The 23,648-nt window shown below is 72.1% G+C and carries 21 protein-coding genes; 14 read left to right on the top strand and 7 right to left on the bottom strand.

All coding sequences use genetic code 11. The features are described 5' to 3' along the window. Position 1: 1 nt before the first annotated feature. The gene (gene galU / locus AC07FJ_RS17670; RefSeq protein ID WP_479049882.1) at positions 2-904 is read right to left on the bottom strand and encodes a UTP--glucose-1-phosphate uridylyltransferase GalU; all 903 of its coding nucleotides are present in this window, start codon (positions 902-904) and stop codon (positions 2-4) included. A gap of 94 nt (positions 905-998) precedes the next feature. Between galU and AC07FJ_RS17665 the strand changes: the two genes are divergently transcribed. Beyond that, positions 999-1,610 (top strand): 5-formyltetrahydrofolate cyclo-ligase, encoded by a 612-nt coding sequence (locus AC07FJ_RS17665; protein ID WP_479050196.1) that lies wholly within the window; start codon positions 999-1,001, stop codon positions 1,608-1,610. Between the two features lie 72 nt (positions 1,611-1,682). Here the strand turns inward: AC07FJ_RS17665 and AC07FJ_RS17660 are convergent, their stop codons facing one another. Beyond that, positions 1,683-4,526, bottom strand: a complete 2,844-nt coding sequence (locus tag AC07FJ_RS17660; protein ID WP_479049880.1) for a penicillin acylase family protein — start codon at positions 4,524-4,526, stop codon at positions 1,683-1,685. Between the two features lie 256 nt (positions 4,527-4,782). Here AC07FJ_RS17660 and AC07FJ_RS17655 point away from each other — a divergent pair, with 256 nt between their 5' ends. The 6 genes from AC07FJ_RS17655 (at position 4,783) to AC07FJ_RS17630 (ending at position 10,183) form a co-directional block, all read left to right on the top strand. Further along, positions 4,783-6,270 carry a potassium/proton antiporter gene (locus AC07FJ_RS17655; protein ID WP_479050194.1) on the top strand — a complete coding sequence of 496 codons (1,488 nt, stop codon included), beginning with the start codon at positions 4,783-4,785 and terminating at the stop codon, positions 6,268-6,270. 320 nt (positions 6,271-6,590) lie between these two features. Continuing rightward, on the top strand, positions 6,591-7,883 hold the full coding sequence (locus tag AC07FJ_RS17650; protein WP_479049878.1) for an MFS transporter: 1,293 nt from the start codon (positions 6,591-6,593) through the stop codon (positions 7,881-7,883). 69 nt (positions 7,884-7,952) lie between these two features. Further along, positions 7,953-8,264 (top strand): FmdB family zinc ribbon protein, encoded by a 312-nt coding sequence (locus tag AC07FJ_RS17645; RefSeq protein ID WP_479049876.1) that lies wholly within the window; start codon positions 7,953-7,955, stop codon positions 8,262-8,264. Positions 8,265-8,352: 88 nt separating this feature from the next. Then, positions 8,353-9,204: an S-methyl-5'-thioadenosine phosphorylase gene (locus AC07FJ_RS17640; protein ID WP_479049874.1), complete on the top strand. Its 852-nt coding sequence runs from the start codon at positions 8,353-8,355 to the stop codon at positions 9,202-9,204. Between the two features lie 146 nt (positions 9,205-9,350). Next, on the top strand, positions 9,351-9,611 hold the full coding sequence (locus AC07FJ_RS17635; RefSeq protein WP_479049872.1) for a hypothetical protein: 261 nt from the start codon (positions 9,351-9,353) through the stop codon (positions 9,609-9,611). 62 nt (positions 9,612-9,673) lie between these two features. Next, the gene (locus AC07FJ_RS17630) at positions 9,674-10,183 is read left to right on the top strand and encodes a large conductance mechanosensitive channel protein MscL (protein ID WP_479049870.1); all 510 of its coding nucleotides are present in this window, start codon (positions 9,674-9,676) and stop codon (positions 10,181-10,183) included. A 74-nt stretch (positions 10,184-10,257) separates the two neighbouring features. Here the strand turns inward: AC07FJ_RS17630 and AC07FJ_RS17625 are convergent, their stop codons facing one another. Further along, positions 10,258-10,464, bottom strand: a complete 207-nt coding sequence (locus AC07FJ_RS17625; RefSeq protein ID WP_361418047.1) for a hypothetical protein — start codon at positions 10,462-10,464, stop codon at positions 10,258-10,260. 367 nt (positions 10,465-10,831) lie between these two features. Between AC07FJ_RS17625 and AC07FJ_RS17620 the strand changes: the two genes are divergently transcribed. The 3 genes from AC07FJ_RS17620 (at position 10,832) to AC07FJ_RS17610 (ending at position 13,978) form a co-directional block, all read left to right on the top strand. Beyond that, positions 10,832-12,010, top strand: a complete 1,179-nt coding sequence (locus AC07FJ_RS17620; RefSeq protein WP_479049868.1) for a low temperature requirement protein A — start codon at positions 10,832-10,834, stop codon at positions 12,008-12,010. A 5-nt stretch (positions 12,011-12,015) separates the two neighbouring features. After that, the gene (locus AC07FJ_RS17615; RefSeq protein WP_479049866.1) at positions 12,016-13,065 is read left to right on the top strand and encodes a P1 family peptidase; all 1,050 of its coding nucleotides are present in this window, start codon (positions 12,016-12,018) and stop codon (positions 13,063-13,065) included. A 142-nt stretch (positions 13,066-13,207) separates the two neighbouring features. Continuing rightward, complete coding sequence (locus AC07FJ_RS17610; protein ID WP_479049864.1) at positions 13,208-13,978, top strand: DUF6227 family protein; 771 nt, start codon at positions 13,208-13,210, stop codon at positions 13,976-13,978. Positions 13,979-14,111: 133 nt separating this feature from the next. On the opposite strand, the gene AC07FJ_RS17605 is transcribed toward AC07FJ_RS17610, so the two are convergent. Continuing rightward, positions 14,112-15,626, bottom strand: a complete 1,515-nt coding sequence (locus AC07FJ_RS17605; protein WP_479049862.1) for an MFS transporter — start codon at positions 15,624-15,626, stop codon at positions 14,112-14,114. A 62-nt stretch (positions 15,627-15,688) separates the two neighbouring features. Here AC07FJ_RS17605 and AC07FJ_RS17600 point away from each other — a divergent pair, with 62 nt between their 5' ends. Both AC07FJ_RS17600 and AC07FJ_RS17595 read left to right on the top strand, forming a co-directional pair. Continuing rightward, complete coding sequence (locus AC07FJ_RS17600) at positions 15,689-16,699, top strand: helix-turn-helix transcriptional regulator (RefSeq protein ID WP_479049860.1); 1,011 nt, start codon at positions 15,689-15,691, stop codon at positions 16,697-16,699. 77 nt (positions 16,700-16,776) lie between these two features. Beyond that, the gene (locus tag AC07FJ_RS17595) at positions 16,777-17,277 is read left to right on the top strand and encodes an N-acetyltransferase family protein (protein ID WP_479049858.1); all 501 of its coding nucleotides are present in this window, start codon (positions 16,777-16,779) and stop codon (positions 17,275-17,277) included. A gap of 181 nt (positions 17,278-17,458) precedes the next feature. Here the strand turns inward: AC07FJ_RS17595 and AC07FJ_RS17590 are convergent, their stop codons facing one another. Beyond that, on the bottom strand, positions 17,459-17,860 hold the full coding sequence (locus AC07FJ_RS17590; RefSeq protein WP_479049856.1) for a hypothetical protein: 402 nt from the start codon (positions 17,858-17,860) through the stop codon (positions 17,459-17,461). A gap of 324 nt (positions 17,861-18,184) precedes the next feature. On the opposite strand from AC07FJ_RS17590, the gene AC07FJ_RS17585 reads away from it, so the two are divergent. Next, positions 18,185-19,429, top strand: a complete 1,245-nt coding sequence (locus tag AC07FJ_RS17585) for a helix-turn-helix domain-containing protein (protein WP_479049854.1) — start codon at positions 18,185-18,187, stop codon at positions 19,427-19,429. A 207-nt stretch (positions 19,430-19,636) separates the two neighbouring features. Here AC07FJ_RS17585 and AC07FJ_RS17580 read toward each other — a convergent pair whose 3' ends face one another. After that, a complete protein-coding gene (locus AC07FJ_RS17580) occupies positions 19,637-20,650 on the bottom strand; it encodes a sigma-70 family RNA polymerase sigma factor (RefSeq protein WP_361417951.1) in 1,014 nt (337 codons plus the stop codon). A 150-nt stretch (positions 20,651-20,800) separates the two neighbouring features. Here AC07FJ_RS17580 and AC07FJ_RS17575 point away from each other — a divergent pair, with 150 nt between their 5' ends. After that, entirely contained in the window at positions 20,801-21,334 is a 534-nt protein-coding gene (locus AC07FJ_RS17575) for an N-acetyltransferase family protein (RefSeq protein ID WP_479049852.1), read from the top strand. A 9-nt stretch (positions 21,335-21,343) separates the two neighbouring features. Here AC07FJ_RS17575 and AC07FJ_RS17570 read toward each other — a convergent pair whose 3' ends face one another. After that, complete coding sequence (locus tag AC07FJ_RS17570; RefSeq protein WP_479049850.1) at positions 21,344-23,605, bottom strand: FG-GAP repeat domain-containing protein; 2,262 nt, start codon at positions 23,603-23,605, stop codon at positions 21,344-21,346. Positions 23,606-23,648: the final 43 nt, after the last annotated feature.

The raw sequence follows: 23,648 nt of genomic DNA, 5'->3' as shown, positions 1-23,648 counted from the left end.
CCTACATCTCCTCGGTGACGTAACGCTGAAGCCAGGAACGGAAGTCCGGTCCCAGATCTTCACGTTCGCACGCGAGTCTGACAATCGCCCGGAGATAGTCGCCCCGGTCACCGGTGTCATAGCGGCGGCCCTTGAAGACCACGCCGTGGACCGGGCCGCCGGCCTCCTCGTCGGCGACGAGCTTCTGGAGGGCGTCGGTGAGCTGGATCTCGCCGCCCCGGCCCGGCTCGGTCGCGCGGAGTATCCCGAAGACCGCGGGGTCCAGGACGTAGCGGCCGATGATGGCGTAGTTGCTGGGCGCCTCGGCGGGGTCGGGCTTCTCGACGAGGTTGGTCACGCGGACGACGTCGGAGTCGCCGGTCGGCGCGACGGCGGCGCAGCCGTACAGGTGGATCTGGGAGGGCTCGACCTCCATGAGGGCGATGACGCTGCCGCCCTCGCGCTCCTGGACCTCGATCATGCGCTGGAGCAGGGGGTCGCGCGGGTCGATGAGGTCGTCGCCGAGGAGGACGGCGAAGGGCTGGTCGCCGACGTGCGGGGCGGCGCACAGGACGGCGTGGCCGAGGCCGCGCGGGTCGCCCTGGCGGACGTAGTGCATGGTGGCGAGGTCGTTGGACTCCTGGACCTTGCCGAGGCGCTCCTGGTCGCCCTTCTTGACGAGGGCTTCCTCCAGCTCGTAGTTGCGGTCGAAGTGGTCCTCGAGGGGACGCTTGTTGCGGCCGGTGATCATCAGGACGTCGCAGAGGCCGGCGCCCACGGCCTCCTCGACGACGTACTGGATGGCGGGCTTGTCGACCACAGGGAGCATCTCTTTGGGAGTGGCTTTCGTGGCCGGCAGGAACCGGGTGCCAAGGCCTGCGGCCGGGATGACAGCCTTGCTGATCCTGTGGTGCGACTGAGTCATGCGGAGCACCCTATCGGGTTGGTATGGGCGGATGATTAGCGTCCGGTTAACTTCCCTCCCATATAGGCGTATACGAGGGGTTTGAAAGTTCATGATGACCGGCAGCATGTCCGAAAAGACCGCTCTGCGGCGCCAACTGCTCGACGCGCGGACCCTTCTGACCAGTGAGGACGTCGAAAAAGCGGCCTTGGTTCTCGCGGAGCTGGCCCTCAAGCTGCCCGAGCTGCGACGGGCGCGGACGGTCGCCGCATATGTGTCGGTGGGGAGCGAACCGGGCACGCGCGCGCTCCTCGACGCGCTGCGCGCCCGGGGCGTACGCGTCCTGCTGCCGGTGCTCCTGCCCGACAACGACCTCGACTGGGCCCTCTACGAGGGCCCTGAGCGGCTCGTACGGGCCCGGCGGGGGCTCCTGGAGCCATCGGGGCCTCCGCTGGGCGTGGACGCCGTCCTGGAGGCCGACACGGTCCTGCTGCCCGGCCTCGCGGTGGACCCGCGCGGCATGCGCCTGGGGCGGGGCGGCGGTTCGTACGACCGGGTCCTGGCCCGCTTCGTACGGGCCGGGGAGGATCCGTACCTGGTGGTGCTGCTCTACGCGAACGAGGTGGTCGAGCGGGTCCCGGAGGAACCGCACGACCACCCCGTGCACGCGGTGGTGACGCCGGACGTCACGCTCCGGTTCAGGCCCTTCCGGGGCCTGATGGCGTGAGCGCGCCCGGCGCCGCCGTCACGGCGTGAGCGCCCCGCCGCCGTCACGGCGTGAGCGCCCCCGGCGGCGCCGTCACGGCTTGAGCACCAGCCGGTCGACCGTCCCGGCGTCCACCGCCCGGTCGGTGTAGGCCCAGTCGAGCAGCTCGCCCTTCGCCCACAGCTCCGTCTGGTCGGTGTAGTGCGAGCTGTACGCGTGCCCGGAGGCACCGGACAGGTTGATCCACCGGGACTTGTCCCAGTCGCCGACGTTCACCACCATCCGCATGGACGGGACCCAGACGACCTCGTAGCCGCCCGCGGCGTTCCAGCCGGTGGCGTTGACCGCGCCCTCGCCGCCGGACAGGTTCCAGGGGCCGCGGTTCAGCATGAACTGCAGGAAGCCCGGGCCCTCGGTGCCGAGGGTCTTGTTCTTCAGGGTCAGCTGGTGCAGCCGGCCCCAGCTCCAGCTGCCGACGTCCTTGCCGAGCTTGGCCGTCAGCTCCCAGCGGGCGTCGACCATGGCGCGCTTGAGCAGCTGGTCACGGGTGGCGGTGCCCTCGTCGATGCGGCTGGCCGGCGACTGCCACCACGCGTTCTTCTCGTCCTTCAGGAGCGGGCGCACCACCTCGTACCACCGGTCGCCGCCGTCGGGCTGGGCCGCGTCGGCGGCGCGCTGGCCGCACTCGCGCACGAGCTTGTTCTGCTCGTCGATGGGGCCGGTGGAGTCGGCCGGGCGCACGTTGAGGCACTCGCCCTTGACCCGCAGCTCCTTGGGGAGCTTGTCGCCGAAGGCGAGCTTCAGGACGTTGCGCCAGACCGCGTTGAAGTAGGCGGCCGCGCCGGAGTCGGCGTCCTGGGTGTAGTCCCAGCCCTCCAGGAGCTTCTGGGCCTCACGGACGTACGGGTCGTCGATGTCGATCTTCAGCAGGTAGGGCGTCAGCATCTCGGCGATCTCGCTGCTGTTGTCCATCTGCATGGTGCGCATGTCGTCGGTCGAGATCTTGCCGCCGTCCTTGATCTTCGACTCGATGAGGTCGTTGATCCGCTGGCTGCGCGAGCCGTAGCTCCAGTCCTGGGTGAGCAGGTACGGGTACTTCTCCGCGTCGATCACGGCCTGGTTGGCGGTCACGATGTAGCCGCGCTCCGGGTTCTCCTCGTACGGGAGCTCCTCGAAGGGGACCGACTCCTTCTTCCACTGGTACTTCGGGTCCCAGCCGGGCGCCGGCATGGTGCCGTCGTGGCCCTCGGCGCGGACGGGGATCCTGCCGGGCGCCTGGTAGCCGATGTGGCCCTCGGCGCCCTTGGCGTCGGCGTAGATGAGGTTCTGCGCCGGCACCTCGAAGTCGCGGGCGGCCTCGCGGAACTCCTTGAAGTCCTTGGCCCGGTTCAGCTCGAAGACGGCGTCCATGGACTTGCCGGGGTCCAGGGCGGTCCACCGGAGGGAGACCGCGTAACCGTCACCGCGGTCCGGGGCCGAGGCGGTCACGGGGGCCTTCTCGCCGACCTTCTCCAGCTCGTTGCTGCGGTCGGAGACCAGGGGGCCGTTGTTGGTGGTCCGGACGGTGATGGTCCGGCTGCCGCCGCCCGCGATCTTGATCGTCTCCTCGCGGGTGGTGAAGGGCACTTCCTTGCCGCCGTACTGGTAGCCCCGGTCGGAGACCTTCTGGAGGTAGAGGTCGCTGACGTCGGCGCCCAGGTTCGTGAAGCCCCACGCGATGTCCTGGTTGTGACCGATTATCACACCGGGCATACCGGAGAAGGTGTACCCGGCGACGTTGTACCGGCACTTGTCGGACACGGCACGACAGTGCAGGCCCATCTGGTACCAGAGGGACGGCAGCTGGGGCGCCAGGTGCGGGTCGTTGGCCAGGAGCGGCTTACCGGTGGTCGTGTACTTGCCGGAGACGACCCAGGAGTTCGACCCGATGCCGCTGCCGTTGGGGCCCAGCAGCGCCGGGATCTCGTCGAGCGACGTCGACAGCGAGGCCAGCTGCGCCTGGAAGCCCTCAGCGGCCCCCTGCGGGGTGCCCGCGCCTCCGTCGGCACCCGAGGCCCCGGAGGCGCCGGCGGAAGCCCCGGAGGCCCCCTCGGAGCCCGTCGCGCCGCCGTTGCCCGTGCCCGGGTCCGCGCCGGTGTCCGTGCCCGTGCCCGTGTCGGACGGCTTGGCGGACGGGTCGAACTCGCCCTTGGCGTCGTCCACCGCGCCCTTGTCCACGATCGGCCGGTGCAGGTTGTACGGGTACGCCGGGTACAGGTCCTTGATCTGCTGCTCGCTGAGCCGGCTGGTCATCAGCGAACGGTCGATCTCCTGCTTCATGTTGCCGCGCAGGTCCCACGCCATCGCCTTGAGCCAGGCCACCGAGTCGACCGGCGTCCAGGGCTCGATGGCGTAGTCGTTGCTGAAGGCGAGGGCGGCGTACTCGACGGAGACGTCACGGCCCTCCTTGCCCTTCAGGTAGGCGTTGACGCCGTCCGCGTACGCCTGGAGGTACTTCTTGGTCTCCGGCGACAGCTTGGTGCGGTACTCCTCCTCGGCCACCCGGTGCCAGCCGAGCGTGCGCAGGAAGGCGTCCGTGTCGACCTGGCCCTTGCCGAACATCTCGGAGAGCCGGCCGGATGTCATGTGGCGGCGTACGTCCATCTCCCAGAACCGGTCCTGCGCGTGGACGTACCCCTGCGCGCGGAACAGGTCCTCGTCGGTGGAGGCGTAGAGCTGCGGAACGCCGTACCCGTCGCGCTTGACGTCGACGGGGGCGCTCAGGCCCGGGAGGTCGATGGTGCCGGTGGTCTGCGGGAAGGGGGCACGCACCGTGCTGACGGTCCAGTAGGCCCCGTAACCGACGCCCGCGACCAGCGCCAGCACCAGAGCGAACACGAGCAGGCGGGCGCGTCGCCCCTTCTTCTTGGTGGAAGCGGCGGTGGTGTTGGCGGGCATCGCTGTCCTTCGAGGCGCAGGCTGGTCCTGGTGTGCTTTGGAGCAACCATAGGCGCAGCGCTCACCGGGCCCGGACGCGGTGTCAGTACCAGCCCCCCTCGGGGGCCCTCACCGACCCTCACCAGGCCCTCCGCGAGAGTGCGCCGCCGGAGGAGAAGGCGTCAAGGAAACGTTAAAGATTAGGTAAGGTAACGAAGTAACCCGCGGCCGGCACGGCGAAACGGTCCGGCACGTACGTGAGGGGAAGGATCGGCCACTGACTGTCCACCAGCTCAACGAACTCCTGCTCGTCTGCTCGCTCGTCCTGCTCATCGCCGTGGCGGCGGTGCGCATCTCGTCCCGCAGCGGGCTGCCCAGCCTGCTCCTGTACCTGGGGATCGGCGTCGCCATCGGACAGGACGGCATCGGCAACGTCCACTTCGACAACGCCGGACTGACCCAGGTCATCGGGTACGCGGCCCTCGTGGTGATCCTGGCCGAGGGCGGCCTGGGTACGAAGTGGCGGGAGATCAGGCCCGCGCTGCCGGCTGCGGCCGTCCTGTCGACCGTCGGCGTCGCGGTGAGCGTGGGCGTCACGGCCGCGGGTGCCCACTACCTGGTCGGCCTGGACTGGCGGCAGGCGCTGATCATCGGCGCGGTCGTCTCCTCGACCGACGCCGCGGCCGTCTTCTCCGTCCTGCGCAAGGTGCCCCTCCCTTCGCGCGTGACGGGTGTCCTGGAGGCGGAGTCCGGCTTCAACGACGCCCCCGTCGTCATCCTGGTGGTGTCCTTCTCCACGGCCGGCCCGGTCGACAGCTGGTACGTCCTGGTCGGCGAGATCGCGCTGGAGCTGGCCATCGGCGCGGCCATCGGCCTGACGGTGGCCTTCCTCGGTTCGTTCGGGCTGCGGCACGTGGCCCTGCCCGCCTCCGGTCTGTACCCGATCGCCGTGATGGCGATCGCGGTGGTGGCGTACGCGGCCGGCGCCATGGCCCACGGCAGTGGCTTCCTCGCCGTCTACCTGGCCTCGGTGGTGCTGGGCAACGCGAAGCTGCCGCACGCGCCCGCGAACCGCGGGTTCGCGGAGGGCCTGGGCTGGATCGCCCAGATCGGTATGTTCGTCCTGCTGGGACTGCTGGTGACCCCGCACGAGCTGATCGACGACTTCTGGCCGGCGGTCGTCGTCGGACTGGTGCTGACCGTGGTGGCGCGGCCGCTGTCGGTCGTGCTCAGCCTGGTGCCGTTCCGCCTGCCCTGGCAGGAACGGGCCCTGCTCTCCTGGGCGGGCCTGCGCGGCGCCGTGCCCATCATCCTGGCGACCATCCCGATGGTGGCCGGGATCGAGGGCAGCGAGAAGATCTTCAACATCGTCTTCGTCCTGGTCGTGGTCTACACGCTGATCCAGGGCCCGACGCTGCCGTGGCTCGCCAAGGCCCTGCGGCTGCGCGACTCCGGCGAGGCGGCCGACCTGGGCATCGAGTCCGCGCCGCTGGAGCGGCTGCGTGGGCACCTGCTGTCGCTGTCCATCCCCGAGGCGTCCAGGATGCACGGCGTGGAGGTCGCGGAGCTGCGCCTGCCGCCGGGGGCCGCCGTCACCCTCGTCGTACGGGAGGGCAAGAGCTTCGTACCGTCACCGGCGACCGTGCTGCGGCGCGGGGACGAGCTGCTGGTGGTGGCGACGGACCCGGTACGGGACGCGGCGGAGCGGCGGCTGCGGGCGGTCGGGCAGGGCGGCAAGCTGGCCGGATGGCTGGGTACGGGGTGATGCGCCCGGGAGCCGACGGTGGTCCGGCGGGTCCGACCCAGCACGGCCGCTTGATCACAGGTGAACAGAAGATGAAGTCGGCAATTTCACAGGCGCCACCCTGCACTCCCCCTGTATCATGAAGGCACACTGATCGACCGAACCAGATCGACCAACTCTGCCTGACGCAGAGCTGGCGCGACCGTATGGCGGCCGTGAAGCCCCTGAAGCAGCCTGAGGCTGCGGGCACCGGTATCTACCGCAGTTCCGCGCAAGAGGACAGCTCTCGGCGGCTCCCGACATCCCGGGGAGCGCCACCAGGCGGCAGAAAGGCACGGGCCGTGGCATCCACGGTCAACACCACTGACGCTGTCAAGCGTCCCGGCTACGGACAGCTCCTGCGCATCCCCGGCGCCTGGACGTTCCTGCTGCCGGGCTTCGCCGCGCGGCAGCCCTTCGCGATGCTGACCATCGGCATCGTCCTGCTGGTCCAGCACACCACCGGTTCGTACGGCAGCGCGGGTGCCGTCGCCGCCGTCACCGGTGTCTCCATGGCGCTGTTCGCGCCGCAGAGCGGCAAGCTCGCCGACCGCTTCGGACAGCGCGCCGTCCTGGTCCCCGGCGTCCTCGTCCACACCGCGTCCGTCTCCGCGCTGACGGCGCTGGCCCTCGCGGGCGCGCCCCTGTGGGCCCTGTTCGCCGCGGCCGTGCCGACCGGCGCCTCCGTACCGCAGGTCGGCCCCATGGTGCGGGCCCGCTGGGCGGCGCGCCTGGAGGGCTCGCCCCTGATGTCGACGGCGGCGGCCTTCGAGTCCGTCACCGACGAGTTCACGTTCGTCGTGGGCCCGGTCCTCGCGACCGCGCTGTGCACCGGCGTCCACCCCGCCGCCGGCCTGATCGCCGAGGCGACGCTGACGCTCGCCGGCGGCCTCCTCTTCGCCGCCCAGCGGCGTACCCAGCCGGCGTACGGCCTGGCGGCCGGCCTCTCCGGTGCCCAGGCGCGCGCGGAGCGTGTCTCGGCGCTGTCCATCCCGGGCGTACGGGTCCTGGCGGTCGCGTTCCTCGGCATCGGCTCCGTCTTCGGCGGGATGCAGGTCTCGCTGACCGCGTTCACGGAGGAGATCGGGAACCCCGGCGTCAACGGTGTCCTGTACGGGCTCTTCGCCGCGGGCAACATGCTGGCCGGCCTCGCGGTCGGCGCGATCGCCTGGAAGACCGGACCCCGCCGCCGGCTGATCCTGGGCTACGCGGCACTGACCGTGACCGCCTCCCTGCTGTGGACGGCGCACTCGGTGGTGCTGCTGGGCGCCCTCGGCCTGATCGTGGGCCTGTGCATCGCGCCCGCACTGATCACCGGCTACACGCTGGTCGAATCGCTGGTGCCGGCCTCGGCCCGTACCGAGGCGTTCACCTGGCTGACCGGTGCCGTGGCGCTGGGCCAGGCGGCCGCCGTGACGGTGGCCGGACGGCTCGCGGACGGATACGGCGCGAGCACCGGTTTCCTGGTCCCGCTGGCCGGTACGGCGCTGGCGCTGGCCACCCTGGTGGCACTCCGGTCGCGGCTCGCGCCGCGCACCGTGGGACGCACCGTGGCACGTGGCGTCGGTCACCGAGTGCCGGTGACGGTGGACTGATCCCGCGGAATGCGTCACTATTGACTCTCGTTAGCACTCAATGAGTGAGAGTGCCAGGAGGAAGACACAGTGCCGACCTACCAGTACCAGTGCACCGAGTGCGGCGAGGGCCTCGAGGCGGTGCAGAAGTTCACCGATGACGCGCTGACCGAGTGCCCCGGCTGCCAGGGACGCCTGAAGAAGGTGTTCTCGGCCGTTGGCATCGTCTTCAAGGGCTCCGGCTTCTACCGCAACGACAGCCGTGGCGCGTCGTCGAGCAGCTCGCCCGCGTCTTCTTCGACGTCTTCGGCGAAGGGCTCGTCCTCGGAGGCGAAGCCGGCCGCGTCGAGCGCCTCGACTTCGTCGAGCACGTCGAGCGGGAGCACCAGCTCCGCCGCCTGACCTTCCTCCTTCACGCGCCTTTGCGGGGACCCCGCCGTTTCGTACGGCGGGGTCCTCGGCGTTTCCGCCCCCGACTAGGGTGACCCGCATGGCGAATGTGAACGCGGAGATCCGTGCAGAGATCGGCGTGATCGGTGGCTCGGGGTTCTACTCCTTCCTGGAGGACGTCACCGAGGTCGAGGTCACCACTCCCTACGGGAGCCCGAGCGACTCGCTGTTCTTCGGCGAACTGGCCGGGCGGCGTGTCGTGTTCCTGCCACGGCACGGCCGCGGGCACCACCTGCCGCCACACCGCATCAACTACCGCGCCAACCTGTGGGCTCTGCGGTCCGTCGGCGTGCGCCAGGTGCTGGGCCCGTGCGCGGTGGGCGGGCTGCGTCCGGAGTACGGGCCGGGGACCCTGCTCGTACCGGACCAGCTGGTGGACCGTACGAAGGCGCGGGCGCAGACGTACTTCGACGGGGAGCCGCTTCCGGACGGCAGCGTGCCGAACGTCGTGCACACCACCTTCGCCGACCCGTACTGCCCCGAGGGGCGCAAGGTGGCGCTGGCGGCGGCGGACGGCCGGGGCTGGCAGGCGGTGGACGGCGGAACCATGGTCGTCATAGAAGGCCCCCGCTTCTCGACCCGGGCCGAGTCGCGGATGCACGCGGCGTTGGGCTGGTCGGTGGTGGGGATGACGGGGCACCCGGAGGCGGTGCTCGCCCGTGAGCTGGCGCTCTGCTACACGTCGATGGCGCTGGTCACGGACCTGGACGCGGGCGCCGAGACGGGCGAGGGCGTCTCGCACACCGAGGTGCTGCGGGTGTTCGGCGAGAACGTCGGGCGGCTGCGGGAGGTGCTCTTCGACGCGGTGGCGGCGCTGCCGGAGACGGAGAGCCGGTCGTGTCTGTGCACCCGGGCGCACGACGGGTGGGACCTCGGCATCGAGCTGCCGTAAGCGCCGGTAATCCCCTCGGGGGGCGGCGTTTTCCACAAGCCCGTGGTCGTCCACAGGCTCCAGCGGGATCGGTGAGGACGCGGGATCGTGAGGGCGCCGGCGGAAGACCGCCGGACGTCCGTCCTCACGACCACGGGTGGTGCCCCATGTCCGTCCCCTCCCCCTCCTTCCACCTCTCCCCCTCCGCCTCCCGCCCGCCCGTTCCGGAGTCCTGCGGCGTGCCGCACTTCGCACCGCTGCGGGTGCCCGGCGGCCGGCACCGCCTGCGCCGGGCCGTGCGGCGCAGGCGGCGGGCGATCGCCGCCGGGCTGGTGGTGACGGCCGCGGCACTGGCGGTTTCGGACGCGGTCACGGCCCCGGAGGGGAAGGGGGTGTGCGCCGATGCGGACCGGCTCGCGTCGCACTGAGTTCCTGGGGCGTCGCCTGTCCGTGTGTACGGACTGGACGGTCACGCACCGTGCACGGCGTAATGGCTGCGCCAACCGCACATCCGACGAAGGGCACCGTGGTGAGCCAGGAGAAGAAGCAAAGCCTGCTGGAGGGTTTCAAGGCCTTCCTGATGCGGGGCAACGTGATCGACCTGGCGGTCGCGGTGGTGATCGGCGCCGCGTTCACCAACGTCGTCAACGCGGTGGTGCGGGGTGTGATCAACCCGATCGTCGGCGCCTTCGGCACCAAGGACCTGGAGAGCTACCAGTCCTGCCTGAAGGGCCCGTGCCGGGTGAACGAGAGCGGGGACGTCGTCAGCGGCATCCCCATCCTGTGGGGCTCGGTGCTCAGCGCCACGCTGAGCTTCCTGATCACGGCCGCGGTCGTCTACTTCCTGATGGTGCTGCCCATGGCCAAGTACCTGGCGCGGCGCGCGGCACTGCAGAAGGAGAAGGCGGGCGTCAAGGAGACGCTGGAGGTCACCGAGCTGGAGGTGCTCAAGCAGATCCGCGACGAGCTCGTCGCCCAGCGGGGCCGGCCGAGCAGCTAGACATTCTCCAGGAGACCGCAGCCCGAGGCCGGGGCCGCTCGGGTCCCGGCCCGGGTGTCGGCTCGGGCGCCGGCTCAGATGTGGTGCGGCGGCTTCTCGTCGAGGAAGCGCGCCAGATCGGCGGCGCCGTCGCCCTCAGGAGTCCGCTCGCCCCAACCACGGTCCGTGTCGTCCGCCGACTGCTGGTCGAACGGATCGTCGAAGTCCAGCGCCGGCTTCTTCTTCGACGGCGCCGGCTCGGACTTCGCAGCTCGCGGGCCGGGGGTGGGGGCGGTGCTCATACTCCCAGCGTACGCCGGTGCGACCGGCGTGCCGAGGCGGCCGGCCCCGTCGCGGGCCGCCGACTACTCGGTGGGCGCGGGCGGTTCCGCGGGGCCGCGGTCGCCGGTGGGCGCGGGCGGTTCTCCGGGCCCGGGGTCGCCGGTCGGGGCGGGCGGCTTCCCCGGCTCACCCGGCTCCGGCTCCGGCTGGGGCTCCGGCTGCGGCTCCGGCCCCTCGGGCGCGGGGGGCGGCGGGGGGTTACGTGGTGGGGTGGGCACGCGATCACCGTAGGGGGAGCACCAGGCCCTTCGCCCGTTGAGGGGACTTCGCGGGTGACGGCGTACCACGGTCGGCGTCCGCGCCCGAGGGCTCTGCTGTCCTGGGACGATGACCTCCACTCCTCCCCCGCGGCCCGTGCGCCCCCTGGTGTCGCGCCGTCGCGACGAGGCCCATCGCGCCGCCACGCCCCTCGAGCTCTTCTTCGACCTGTGTTTCGTCGTGGCGGTCGCCCAGGCCGGGGCGCAGCTCGTGCACGCCGTCGCCGAGGGGCATGCGGGGGAGGGCGTCGTCAGCTACGCGATGGTGTTCTTCGCCATCTGGTGGGCGTGGATGAACTTCTCGTGGTTCGCGTCGGCGTACGACAACGACGACGTGCTCTTCCGGACCATGACGCTCGTCCAGATCGCCGGGGTCCTCATCCTCGCCGCCGGGGTGGCGCGCGCCTTCGAGGAGCACGAGTTCCTGGTGGTGTGGCTGGGGTACCTGGTGATGCGGCTCGCGCTCGCCTCGCAGTGGCTGAGGGCCGCCCGGGGCGCCTCCGGGGCCGAGCGGACCATGGCGCTGCGGTACGCGGGTGGGGTGGCGGTCTGCCAGGTGGGGTGGACGGCGGTGCTGTTCGTGCCGGAGGGCTTCAAGCCGTGGGTGTTCCTGGTGATGGCGCTCGCGGAGATGGCCGTGCCTCCGCTCGCCGAGCGGGACTTCGCGAGCAGCTGGCACGCGCAGCACATCGCCGAGCGGTACGGGCTGTTCACCATCATCGTGCTCGGCGAGACGGTCGCCGCCGCGACGATCGCCGTGAAGACGGGGGTGGAGGAGCACGACGCACTGGGCGGGCTGATGCCCATCGCCGCCGGCGGACTGCTGCTGATCTTCGCCGCGTGGTGGGTCTACTTCGTGGTTCCGGCCCATCGCCGCCTGCGCTCCAACCGCGAGGCGTTCAGGTGGGGGTACGGCCACTACCTGGTCTCCGCGTCGGCGGCGGCGATCGGCGCGGGGCTCGAGGTGGCGGTCGAGCAGGCCGTCGGCAAGGCCCACGTGTCGGACGTCGCCGCCGCGGCCGCCGTGACGCTCCCGTCCGCGTTGTTCCTGCTGCTCGTCTGGGCCCTGCACTCCCGCTACTTCAAGACCGGCATCGCCCAGCAGCTCGTCCTGCCGAGCGCGGCGCTGGCGGTCCTGCTCTGTACGTTCGCGGGGCGCTGGGCCGTCCTCGCGGCCGGGCTGGTCGCGGCGGCGGCGGTCGCGACCGGGGTGACGCTCACCTGGCGCAGCGCCACGCGTGGTACGTAGGGGGGATGGCAACCAATGACGCACTGACCGATGTCGCCGGGCTCCGGGTCGGGCACGCGCGTGTCGCGGGCGACCGCGCGCTCAGCGGCACCACCGTCGTCCTGGCGCCCGAGGGCGGGGTCGTCGCGGCCGTGGACGTACGGGGTGGGGGCCCGGGCACCCGGGAGACGGACGCGCTCGACCCGCGGAACGTGGTCCAGCGCATCGAGGCGGTGGTCCTGACCGGCGGCAGCGCGTACGGGCTGGAGTCGGCGGCCGGGGTGATGGCCTGGCTGGAGGAGCGGGGCCGCGGGGTGCGGGTGGGGCCCGGGCCGACGCACGTGGTGCCGGTCGTGCCGGCCGCGTGCGTGTTCGACCTGGGCCGGGGCGGCGACTTCGCGGCGCGCCCCGACGCCTCGACGGGGCGTGCGGCCGTGGAGGCGGCGGCCGCCACCGCCGAGCGGGCCCCGGTGGAGTGCGGTGCGGTGGGTGCCGGGACGGGCGCGGTGGTCGGTGCCATGAAGGGCGGTGTCGGCACGGCGAGCACCGTCCTGGACTCCGGTGTCACCGTCGCCGCGCTGGTGGTGGCCAACGCCGTCGGCTCGGCCCTCGATCCGGCCACGGGCGTGTTGTACGGGCGGTACGGCGACGGCTCCCGGCCGGTTCTCCCGGACGCCGGGGTGCACGCGGCGGCGCTGCGCCGCCTCGCCGAGGCGCGGGAGCGCAGCGGGGGCCCGCCGCCGCTGAACACCACCCTCGCCGTCGTCGCCACGGACGCCGACCTGACGCGCGCCCAGGCGCACAAGCTCGCCGGCACGGCGCACGACGGCATCGCGCGCGCCGTCAGGCCCGTACACCTGCTCAATGACGGCGACACGGTCTTCGCCCTTGCGACCGGCGCACGCCCGCTCACCGGGCCGGAGCGGGCCGCGGACCCGCTCGCGCTCAACGCGGTGCTGGCGGCGGGCGCGGCCGTCGTGACCAGGGCGATCGTACGGGCGGTGGAGTCCGCCGGGTCGGTGTCGGGGCCGGGTGGCGACTTCCCGTCGTACCGGGAGCTGTACGGCGTGGACTGACGGGCGGGCGGCCGGAGTTGCAGGGGGCGCGGGAACCGGTCACGTGCGCCCTTCGTTTTGCCGAAGCCGGTCGCGTTGTCGGACCCAGGCACTACCTTAAGCAAGCATCAAGTGACACGCGGCGACGGCCTGGAGTCCCATCTTGAACGTTCCGAACGATCCTCACGAAACGCCGGAGACGCACGTCGAGCGTCTCCTGGGTCGGGCGCTCAACTCCTTCGAGCTGCCCGACGCCCTCGTGGAGCGCCTGGACTCGGCGCTCGCCCACGCCAGTTCGCTGCACTCGTCGCACCACAGCGCGCAGCTGAACCGTGCGACGTACCGGCACACGTACCTGCTGGCGGACGGTTCGTCGCTGACCCTGTGGGAGCTGGTGCACAACACCGGGCGGGACGGCGCCGATCACCACGAGCTGTACACGGAGCAGTCGGACGTCCGGCTGGCGGCGTCCCGCCTGCACGGCGGCGCCGACACCGCGGGCGGCGCCTGCCCGGACCTGGCGGACGACGGCCTGGAGCTGGAGTTCGACCTGGACCTGCTGGGCGCGTTGATGTCCGACCCCCTGGAGGCCTCGCCCCCGCTGTACGAGCCGGACGACTCCGCCGACCACGCCCGGCGGGTGCTGCGCCGCGCGGAGAACGCCGACCGGCCCGGCGAGCAGGTCGCGGCGCGGCTGCGCGGCGCCTTCGCGCACCACATCAGGCAGGTGTTCGGCCGCCAGTGCAGCGTCGCGGGCCGCGAGGCGGGGTTCACGCTGTACGAGCACGGGTTCCTGCTGCTGGACGGCAGTGAGATGAGCGTGTGGGAGGTGGAGCACACGGCGACGCCGGACGGCCGCCACATGTGCGAGGTGTACGCGGACGAGCGCACGGCCCGCGCGGCGATGGAGCTCCGCGCGCGGGTGCGCCGCTGACGCGCTCCAGTGTCCGCTGACGCCACCGCCGCTGACGCGGCCCGCCCCGACGGTCGCCCACGCGAAACGCTCGGCTGGGAAACCCCGGCCGAGCGCCTGCGTGAACTACTCGCGGTCTGACCGACCGCCGGGCTCAGTGCGCGCCCGACCCCTGCTGCGGCCTGGCCGGCAGCGCCGACATCACCACGAAGATCAGCGCCAGCACCGCCACGACCCACCACAGCGCGCTCTGGAACGCGTCCACGAACACCGCGCCGAGCTGCGCGCGGACCGGGGCCGCGTCGTCGATCACACCGAAGAAGACCACCGACACCAGCCCGAGGCCCAGCGCGTTGCCCATCTGCCCGGTCGTGTTGATCAGACCGGACGCCGAACCGGCGTGCTCGCGCGGCACACCCGACAGCACCGCGTCCGTCAGCGGCGCCACGATCAGGCCCATGCCCGCGCCCATGACCACCAGCGGCGCGGTCATCTGCCAGGGCGTGATGCCGGTGCCGTACTGCCCGGCCGCCCAGATGTAGAGCAGCAGCCCGGCGGCCATCGTCAGCGCGCCCGCCTGGAGGACCTTCCGCCCGAAGCGCGGAACCAGCTTCTGCACGGACACCCCGGCCGCCACCGAGACGGCGATCGAGAACGGCACCCCGGTCAGCCCCGCCTTCAGCGGGGTCCAGCCGAGGCCGACCTGCATGTACAGCGTCCAGACCAGGAAGAAGATGCCCAGGACGACACCGAAGGTGAGCTGTACGGCGATACCGGCGGCGAAGCTCTTGACCCGGAACAGCGACAGCTCGACGAGCGGCGAACCGTCCTTGCGCGCCTTGTACTTCTCGTACGCCACGAACGCGGCGAACACCGCCAGGCTGCCCACCATGCAGAAGTGGCCCCACAGCGGCCAGCCCGTCTCGCGGCCGCGCGTCAGCGGGTACAGCAGCATCAGCAGCCCCAGCGTCGCCAGCGCCACGCCGACCAGGTCGAGGCGGAGCGCCTTCTCGGCGCGGGACTCGGTGATGAACCGGTGGCCCAGGATGAGGCCGGCGATGCCGACGGGGAGGTTGATCAGGAAGATCGGGCGCCATTCGAGGCCGAAGAGGTTCCACTGGGTGAGCAGCGCGCCGAGGAGCGGTCCGGACACGGCCCCGAGGCCGACGACCGCGCCGAACATGCCGAACACCTTGCCGCGCTCGTGCGCCGGGAAGGTGACGTGGACGATCGCCAGGACCTGCGGCACCATCATCGCGGCCATCGCGCCCTGCAGGAGGCGCGAGCCGACGAGCATCTCCGGGCTGGCGGCGAAGCCGCAGAGCGCCGACGCCAAGGTGAAGCCCGCCATCCCGAGGAGGAAGAGCCGCTTGCGGCCGTAGATGTCGCCGAGGCGGCCGCCGGTGATGAGCCCGGCGGCGAAGGCCAGCGCGTAACCGGCGGTGATCCACTGGATGGCGCCGAACGAGGCCGCGAGGTCGCGCTCGATGCTGGGGATGGCGATGTTGACGATGGTGACGTCGACCAGGTCCATGAAGGCGGCGGTCATGACGATGGCGAGCGCCAGCCAGCGCCGCCGGTCGCCGCCGCTGACGACGGCCTCGGCGGAGGCCTTCGGGTCGGCCGTCGGGGGACTGGTGGTCGGTGACAGGTCCTGCGTGAAGGTCATGCCCGTAAGCTAATCGGCTTATAGGACAGGACGTGTCCTATAGCGGCCGCATCCTGGAAGGCATGACGGACACTCCGGCACGACTCCTGACTCTCCTGTCGCTCCTCCAGACACCGCGCGAATGGCCCGGCAGCGAGCTCGCCGAGCGCCTGGGCGTCACCGCGCGCACCATCCGCCGGGACATCGACCGGCTGCGGGACCTCGGCTATCCGGTCGAGGCCCTGAAGGGCCCCCTCGGCGGCTACCGGCTCGTCGCCGGCGCCGCGATGCCGCCGCTGCTGCTCGACGACGAGGAAGCCGTCGCCATCGCCGTGGGGCTGCGGGCGGGGGCCGGGCACGCCATCGAGGGCGTCGAGGAGGCGTCGGTGCGGGCGCTGGCGAAGCTGGAGCAGGTGCTGCCGTCGCGGCTGCGGCACCGGGTCTCCACCCTCCAGAACGCGACCATCCCGCTGACGCGCGGCGACGGGGCGACGGTCGCGCCCTCCACGCTGACCGCGCTGGCGGGCGCGGTGACCCGGCAGGAGCGGCTGCGCTTCGCGTACCGCGCGGGCGACGGCGCCGAGAGCAGGCGGCAGGTCGAGCCGTACCGGCTGGTCTCGACCGGCTGGCGGTGGTACCTGGTCGCGTACGACCTCGAGCGCGAGGACTGGCGCACCTTCCGCGTCGACCGCGTCAGCGAGCCCTTCCCGACCGGGGCCCGCTTCACGCCCCGCGAGCTGCCGGGCGGCGACGGCGATGACGCGGCGCGGATGCTGTCCCACTCGGCGGCGCGGTCGCGGGCGGAGCACGAGCTGGACGTCACCTTCGCGGCCCCCGCCTCCTTCGTGGCGGCCCGCCTCCCCGACCACCTCGCCCCGACCCCCACGGGCCCCGACACCTGCCGCCTGCGCACGCGCTCCGCCGACGCGGTCGAGTGGCTGGCGGTGCGACTGGCCCTGGTGGACTGCGAGTTCACCGTCCACGGGCCGGAGGCGCTGATGTCGTACGTCGGAGACCTGGCGGCCCGGCTGGCCCGGTCGGTGGACGTTCCGCCCCCCTCCGCGGCACAGGACCCCGGGACCGAGGTGTCCTGACTGCGGCATACGGAATCGCGATGTCCATGATCACCCATTCGGCCCGTCGCGCCAGAGGGACCGGCATGATGGGCCGAATGAATGACCATCAGAGACCGGCGACCGGTCCCGCGACCGTGCGGCGCGCACGACCCGCCGACCTGCCGCGGGTCGTCGAACTGGCCGCCGAGCACGCCGCCTACGAACGCGCCGCGGCGCCCGTCCCCGACCTCGCGCAGCGGCTCCACGCCCTCCTCTTCGACACCCCGGCACCGCAACTGCGCTGCCTGGTGGCCGAGTCGCCCGACGGAGAGGTCGTCGGCTACGCCACCTGCTCGCCCGAACTCTCCACCTGGCAGGGCGCCGCCTACCTCCACATGGACTGCCTCTTCGTACGGTCCGGAACCCGCGGATCCGGCATCGGCGCGCTCCTCATGGACGCCGTGGCGGCCGAGGCCCAAGCTCTCGGCATCACCGAGATCCAGTGGCAGACGCCCGCCTGGAACGAAGGCGCGGTCCGCTTCTACGACCGCCTCGGCGCGAAGGCCAAGGAGAAACTCCGCTACAGCCTGACCACCCCCTGCCCGCCGTCCGGCTGAGGCCGGTGATCGCAGGGACAGGGCGCCGGCCGCACCGGCACGATCTCCCGGCCGGTGAGGCCCATCGACGTCGTGCCGGTGCAGTCGTGGCTCCCGCCGAAGATGCGGGCGCCGCAGCACGGCTCGCAGGGCAGAAGGAGCGTGCCCAGCACGAAAAGCCGCTGCCCGGCGGGAGGTTCGGTCATCGCGGTCCGATCAACGCGTCGAGCTCCGCCGCGAGGGTAGCGTGCAGCAGCGCCGGGTCCGTGAGGCAGCGCGCCGTACCGAGCGGCACGGCCCAGCGCAGTCCGGGGCCCTCCGTCCGCGTCACCGGCGGCACGGCGACGTACGTCGCCGTCCCCCGCACGGTCACGTAGGACCGCGGCAACTCCCACGCGTCGGCGGCACCGGGCCTCACGAGCCAGTAGAAGGTGGCTCCGAACCCGTCCTCGATCACCGCGCCGCTGTCCTCACCCAACCGCCCGAGGACACGCACCCCGACGCACGAAGGCGCCCTCACGGCGTCCCACCACCGCCCGGCGGCCACCAACTCGACATTGGGCCCCTGCGGCGGCACCCACGTCTCCCCGCGCCCCGACGTCACCGCCCCACCTCCGAGAGCCCTCGCCCGCGCGCCCGCTCCTGCGGCTCCAGCACGTAGAGCCGTACGGGTACGACCGCGGGCATCGGGGCTAGGCGGCTCCGGCTGCCGGGCGCGGGCCGCCCGACCAGCAGCGCTCTCACCCGTTCGAGTGCTCGTGATAGGAAACGCACGTCGGTCTGCTCCGTTCAGATCGGCCACGCCCCGGGGCCGTTCGCGCGGTCGCCGGGGTCCTTCGTTGAAAGGAAACCGCTGCGGGAGAACTCCGGGAGGAGCCGGACAGGGGGCCAGGGAGGGGCCAGACTTGGCGGGGGAAAGGGGGCTGCCATGGTGCGGGAGCGGAGACGGCGGTTCGGCGCGTACCTGGCCCGGCTGCGGAAGCGCGCGGGGATCAGTCAGCGCCGGTTGGCCGACATGCTGTGCGCGCTCTCCGGCGTCCAGTCGGTCACCCGGAACGAGGTCTCCCGGTGGGAGCGCGGCGCACGTGTGCCGGAGGCGTGGCTGCCCTTCATCGCGCAGGCCCTGAGCGCACCACTCCCCGATCTCGAGCGGGCCGCCGCGTACGCCAGAGGCGAGGAGCACGGCCACATTGCCGGGCCCACCGCGACCCTTGCCGAGCTGCTCCCTCCCGGCGACGCGCTCGAGTCGCTGAGGGCACGCACCGGGCGTCGCATCGGCCGCGACGCCGTGAGCCTCCTCGCGGCACGCGTTCACGGGCTCAGGCTCGCCGACGACGTACTGGCGGGAGGTGACCTCATGGCGCCCGCGTTCCGCGAGCTGAGCACCGCTGTCCGCCTGCACCGCGAGGGCACCTACACGGAGGACACGGAGCGGTCCCTGCTCGTACAGGTGGGAGAGCTGGCACAGATCGCCGGGTGGATCGCGTCCGATGCAGGACGTCACATGGATGCCGAGCGCGCCTACGCGCTCGGCATCTCCGCCGCGCGCCAGGCGGGCGACACACCGCTGGTGGCCAATCTCGCGGGAAGTCTCGCCTACCAGCACGCGAACACCGGTCGGGAGCGCGAGGGCGTCGAGCTGGCCCGCGCGGCCGTGGCGGAAGCAGGACCGTCCGCCCCCGCCAAGACGCGCGCCCTGTTTCTGGACCGCATGGCCTGGGCGCACGCCCGAGCCGGAGAGGCACAGGAGGCCATGCGTGCGCTTGGCGAGGCGCACGACGCTCTGACGGACGCGGACGGTGCGGACGAACCCGCATGGGCCTACTGGGTGAGCCGCGAGGAGCTCGACGTCATGGACGCCCGCGTCCTCACAGAGCTGCGGCGCCCCCTGCGGGCCGTGCCCCTCCTGAGCGGCGTACTCGGCCGGTACGACGCCACCCATGCCAGGGAGCTGGCCCTGTACCGGTCATGGCTGGCCGTCGCCCTCGCGGATGCGAACGAGCCCGAGCAGGCGGCCGAGGAAGCACGGCAGGTCATCGAGGTGTCCGGCGACCTGGCGTCCGAGCGTACGGCCGAGCGATCACGCGCCGTACTACGGCGCCTTCGGGAGTTCGAGGACGTCCCGGAAGTCCGCGCCTTGTTCGACGACCACGGGCACCTGCTGGTCGCCTGAGCGACAGCCGACAGGGACCGACCACCCGCATGAGGGGGTCGGGGGTGGAGCGTGGGGGGTGGTCGGACGTAAAACGACTGAACTCGCGCGAAGCGCGGTGAACGAGAGTCCGGCCACCCCCCACCGGAACCCCCGGCACCCGGCCCACGCCCACCGGGCAGCAAGCATGGCGCGACAAAAACAGCGCCGCGGCGGCGCCCCGGAGGGTTATGCCGCCGCGTCGAAGCCGGTGTCGTGGGCCATGCGCTTCAGCTCCAGCAGCGCGTGCTTCTCGATCTGGCGGATGCGCTCGCGCGTGAGGCCGTGTTCCTTGCCGACCTCCGTGAGGGTGCGCTCGCGCCCGTCCTCGATGCCGTACCGCATCCGGATGATCGAGGCCGTGCGGTGGTCCAGCTTGTCGATCAGGTCGTCGAGCTCCTCGCTGCGCAGCAGCGTCAGCACCGACTGCTCGGGCGACACCGCCGACGTGTCCTCCAGCAGGTCGCCGAACTGCGTCTCGCCCGCGTCGTCCACGGACATGTTCAGCGAGACGGGGTCGCGCGCCCAGTCGAGCACGTCGGTGATGCGCTCCGCCGAGGACCCGAGCTCCTCGGCGATCTCCGCGGGCTCCGGGTCGCGGCCGTGCTCGCGGTTGAACTCGCGCTGCACGCGCCGGATGCGGCCCAGCTCCTCCACCAGGTGGACGGGGAGCCGGATCGTGCGCGACTGGTCGGCGATCGACCGCGTGATGGCCTGGCGGATCCACCACGTCGCGTACGTCGAGAACTTGAAGCCCTTGGTGTAGTCGAACTTCTCCACCGCGCGCACCAGGCCCGCGTTGCCCTCCTGGATCAGGTCGAGCAGCGGCAGGCCGCTGCGCGGGTAGCGCCGGGCGACCGCGACGACGAGCCGCAGGTTGGACCGGATGAAGACGTCCTTCGCCCGCTCGCCCGCGGCGACCAGCGCCTCCAGCTCCTCACGGGTCGCTCCGCCCGCCTCGCTCTCCACCTCGCCGTCGAGGATCTGCTGGGCGTAGACGCCCGCCTCGATGGTCTGGGAGAGCTCGACCTCCTTCGCGGCGTCGAGCAGGGGCGTGCGCGCGATCTCGTCCAGGTACATGCCGACCAGGTCGCGGTCGGCGATCTCCCCGCCCACGGCGCGAGCACTGCTGCCCCGGTCGGTCCCGCCCCCGGCGGACCGGGTCGCGGCCGACTGACGTTGGGCGACGGCACGGGTTGCCATGCGAGCTCCCTTGCTGAGTAGGTGTCGCGACACCCTTCCGGGTGCCCTGCATCCGACGGAAACAACGACCGGAATCAGGACAGAATTCCCATGACACCCACCCATTTTCGCGATCTTGCAGTATCCTCGCGGGCCACCGAGGGAGGGCCGATGCCGCGAGGGCGAACGGATCTGCAGGTCAGAGCGGGGGCGGAGGCCGACATCGGCGCCCTCACGGAGATCTACAACCACTACGTACGTGAGACGGCGATCACATTCGACGCGGTCCCCTTCACCCCCGAAGAGCGCCTTCCGTGGCTGCGCTCCCACCCTGAAGACGGCCCGCACCGGCTTCTGGTTGCCCACGAGGGCGATCACCCGCTCGGGTACGCGACCTCCAGCCCCTTCCGGCCGAAGGCCGCGTACTCCACCTCCGTCGAGGTCAGCGTCTACCTGGCCCCGGAGGCCGTCGGCCGGGGCGTCGGCACCCTGCTGTACGAGCGGCTCTTCGACGCCCTCGCGGGCGAGGACGTGCACCGCGCCTATGCGGGCATCGCGATGCCGAACGACGCGTCGGTCCGCCTCCACACCCGCTTCGGCTTCCGCCACACCGGGACGTTCACCCAGGTGGGGCGGAAGCTCGGGCGGTACTGGGACGTCGCCTGGTACGAGAAGGAGCTCGCCCAGGCGACCCCCCAGCGCTAGGGCCGGGCCCTAGGCGACGGAGTTGAACTTCGTGCCCTCGCCCGCGTACAGCGTGGTCGTCAGCCGGCTGAACGGGGCCGTCGCCGAGCCGGTCGAGCGGTAGACGTACGTACCGTTCGTGCCGTAGGCGATCAGGTCGGGGCGGCCGTCGCCGGTGACGTCGCCGGCGCCGACGAGCTGGGAGAAGGCGTTCCAGCCGCTGCCGATCCGGACGCGGGTGGCGAAGCCGCCCGTGCCGTTGCCCTGGTAGAGCCAGAGCACGCCGGCGGAGTCGCGGGCGACGAGGTCGCCGGCCGTGCCGCCCACGATGTCGCCGACGGCGGTGATCTGGTTGTAGATCTGCCAGCCGCCGCCGACCTTGACGCGGGTGGCGAAGGGGGCGGTCGGGCTGCCGGTGCCCTTGTAGAGCCACAGCACGCCGGAGGCGTCGGTGGCGAGCAGGTCGGCGCGGCCGTCGGCGGTGAGGTCGCTGCCGCCGGTGAGCTTGTTGTAGATCTGCCAGCCGGTGCCCACCTTGGCGCGGGTCGTGAAGGTGCCGTCGCCCTTGCCCTGGTAGAGCCACAGGACGCCCGAGGTGTCGCGGGCGACCAGGTCGCCGACGGGGGTGCCGGCGAGGCTGCCCGTGGCCTCGATCTGGTTGTAGATCTGCCAGCCGGAGCCGACCCTCGTCCGCTGGGCGGTCTTGACCTGGCCGCCCGACGGCCAGTCGAAGAGGTCGTCCCGCCACAGCACGCCGGAGGCGTCCCGCGCGAGGACGTCCGTCGAACCGTTGTCGTTGAAGTCGTGCGGGTTGGTCTGCCGCGTGACCTGGAAGCTCCCCGAGACGGTCGCCGGGGCGCCGACGCCGTCGGCCGGGGTGGCGGTGGCCTGCCAGGTGTAGGCGCCGTTCGGGGCGCTGACGCCGTCCAGGACGCCGTCCCAGGCGAAGGCGAAGCGCTTGTCGGCGACCGGCTGCGCCAGGCGCTGGGTGTGCTTCCTGCCGGTGGCCGTGTGCGTGAGCGTGACGTCCACGGTGGCGTTCGCGCGGGAGAGGGTCCACTCCATCGGGACCGTGGTGCCGGGCGTCTCCAGGTTCACCGCGGTGGGGACCTTGGACGCCGTCACCCGGACCGGCATGACCCGGCCCGTGTCCGCCACCAGCGTGGCGGTCGGGCGCCCGTCGTCCCCGGGCCAGATGCGGAACAGCCCGTCCGCCTCGGCCGTGGCACCGCGCACGAGCAGGGCGCCGTCCGGCGCCTGGGCCACGCTGGAGAAGTGCTCCAGCAGCTTGTACGGCTCGGCGGTGGAGCTCTTGACGTTCCGCGCGTACAGCGGGCTCGGCGCCTCGCCGGCCGCCGCCGCCGTGCCGGGGACGCCGTAGAGCAGCGTGTCCCGGAGGACGCCGGCGATGACGGCACCGCTCAGGGAGCTGTCCAGGGTGTACGTCCGGTGGACGTACGTGCCCTCCACGCGGAGGGTGGCGGCCCCGCTCCGGTACTCGACCCAGGACTCGTAGTCCGCGCTGAAGGCGCCCGTCGAGGCCTGGGTCCACAGGGCGGTGTTCGCGCTGTCGCCCTCCTTGACGGTCGAGTCGGGGTCGACGTTCTTGCGCGTCGCCCAGAACTCGGTCTTGCGGGTCGCCGGGCTCGGGAACACGCGGTTGCTGCTGAGGAGGAGCATGGCGTCGCTCGAGGAGGCGACGACCTTGAAGTCGAGGCCGTAACCGCCGCCCATGCGCAGCGTCTTCCTGGCGAGGCCGTCGACCGGGGTGAGCTGCCACAGCTCGTGGTAGTCCTGGTTGCCCGTCGGGACCCGTACGAAGAGGTTCGCGCCGACCACGCCGACGAGCTTCGCGCCGGGCTTGAATTCGGCCGCCAGGTCGAAGGAGGCGGACAGGGTGCCGCCGTCCGCCATGTCCCGCAGGTAGACCGTGGTGCCGCCGTCGCTGGTCACGACGATGTCGGAGTTGCTGCCGTGGCCGACGGTGCCGGTGGTGATCGGCAGCACCGAGCCGTCGGCGTACCTGTGCCACTCCAGGACGGGGTTGCCGGTGTCGTCCTCGCGGGACGTGAGGTAGCCGGTGTCGCCGGTGCTGACGATCTCCGCGTCGAGCGGCAGGGTGGCCGCGGTGACGGCGGCGGCGGTGGCCCCGGCCTGGGCGGCGGCCACGGGAGCGGCCGCCGGAGCGGCCACGGCGCCGGGCGCGGCGAGGACGCCGGCACCGACCGTCACGGCGAGGACGGTGGCGACGGAGGCACCGAGCCGGCGTCGGGTGGTGCGTACGGAAGACAAGTAAGTCCCTCCTGATGAGCGAGCGGTACGCACATCAGTGCGC

The sequence above is a fragment of the Streptomyces sp. NPDC045998 genome (assembly GCF_056430285.1).
Note: the sequence above shows the minus strand (reverse complement) of the source record. Positions and strands in the feature narration are given on the sequence as shown.